Here is a 1516-nt window from a genome sequence, read left to right as displayed (position 1 = left end):
TGCGTCGGTGGTGACGCAGCGGTGATCGACGCCCTCTTTTTCCAGCTGCTGCAGCGTGAAGCGACCAAAGCTGTCGTCGCCGACGCGGCTCACCCAACCGACCTGCAAACCGAGACGCGCCAGGCCAATCGCTACGTTGAGTTCGGCACCGGCGATGCGTTTGACGAAGCCTTCCGCTGCGGCGAGATCGCCGGTTTGCTGGGCGATAAACATCGCCATCGCTTCGCCAATCGTCACCACATCCAGCGTTTTTTGCGTCATCATCGGCTCCTTACGCTGCACGCAGCAGGTCAACGTAATGGCGCGTGACCGCCAGCAAATCCGCGCCTTCCAGCGGGAATTCGATGCCGCGCGGTGCGTCGGTTGGCAGCGCGTTCAGCAGCGAACGCCAGCTATCGTCGGCCTGATCCAGCGCGATAGCGCGGAAAGTCTCACCGTGCGGCACCGCCGTTTTAACGTGAATATAGCTAACGTAGCGGCTGAGTTGCGCAGCGGCCTGTAAACCGTCTTCGCCGGTCCACTGCCAGTTGCCCATATCGAAGGTCATATCCAGCGGCAATGCGGCATCGCAGGCCTGATGGAAGAAGCGCAGCATCGGCGCCAGTTTGCTGTCCGGGGTTTGATCGTTCTCAACCACCAGCGTCACCGTTGAGGCTTTCAACACATCGCGCAGCGTGCTGGCATCGAGTTCCACAAAATGACCGAGCGCCACTTTCAGGCGCTTAGCGCCGATTTGTTCAGCTTCCTGCAGGAACTGCGCCAGACGCGGATTCAGCGCGCCATCATCCAGCCACAGCGCTTCGGGCACGGAATAGCTTGCGCTTAGCTGATGCTGGGAAATCGCATTGCCGAGCGCATGCAGCAGGCAGAGTTCATTTTCGTTGAACAGCTCGCGACGGATTTCGACGCCATCCGCGCCCGCCTGTTTGATCAACGGCAACAGCGCGGCCTGACCACCCAATTCCGCTACTTTCTGCGCGCCGTATGCGGCAGTTACAACAATAATTTCTGGTTTCATCACGTTTCTCCGGGCATGACCACATCCCATTCGTTATAAAAAACCTAAATGGAACCGGTTCCAAAGAGAAGGGGCAGACCGTGAAATTATGATCATGCTCACGAAGTGAGCCATAAAAGGGGAGGTTAGCGCAGCGGCTGGCTGGAGCCGCGCACGATCAGCTCGCCGGAGAAAAGCTGTTCGCTGATCGATTGCTCGCTGCCTTCGATGCGTGCAATGACTTGTTCCAACGCGGCGTAACCAATCTGCCAGGTGGGCTGTTTTAAAGTAGTGATGCCGACGCCCGCCAGCGCCGCCCATTCCAGCTCATCAAAGCCCAGCAGGCCAATCGCTTCGCCCCAGCGCAGCTCAAGACGTTGCAGCGCGCGCGCCACTTGTAAGGTCAGCGCGCCATTGGCGGCAATCACCGCACAGCGTTTATCTGCATGGCGTTGATGGAAATCGCGCAGCTGTTTTTCCAGCGCGTCGGGCTGATGCAGCGCCACTTCGGCATTCTCT

General features: G+C 58.9%; 3 protein-coding genes. All 3 read right to left on the bottom strand.

Features of this window, described 5'->3' with window-relative positions; genetic code table 11:
- Nucleotides 1–261 (bottom strand): PfkB family carbohydrate kinase (locus RTY00_RS24670; RefSeq protein ID WP_312666736.1); only part of this gene is annotated, 261 nt, incomplete at its 3' end.
- A 10-nt stretch (nucleotides 262–271) separates the two neighbouring features.
- The gene (locus RTY00_RS24665) at nucleotides 272–1018 is read right to left on the bottom strand and encodes a sugar phosphate isomerase/epimerase (protein WP_312666735.1); all 747 of its coding nucleotides are present in this window, start codon (nucleotides 1016–1018) and stop codon (nucleotides 272–274) included.
- Between the two features lie 125 nt (nucleotides 1019–1143).
- Nucleotides 1144–1516 (bottom strand): substrate-binding domain-containing protein (locus RTY00_RS24660; protein ID WP_312666734.1); only part of this gene is annotated, 373 nt, incomplete at its 5' end.

Source organism: Pantoea sp. CTOTU49201 (assembly GCF_032054795.1).
Taxonomy (GTDB): domain Bacteria; phylum Pseudomonadota; class Gammaproteobacteria; order Enterobacterales; family Enterobacteriaceae; genus Pantoea; species Pantoea symbiotica.
Note: the sequence above shows the minus strand (reverse complement) of the source record. Positions and strands in the feature narration are given on the sequence as shown.

What these genes read in the sequence shown, in the direction of transcription:
- RTY00_RS24665 (WP_312666735.1), bottom strand. Translation starts at nt 1,018, where the DNA reads ATGAAACCAGAAATTATTGTTGTAACTGCCGCATACGGCGCGCAGAAA.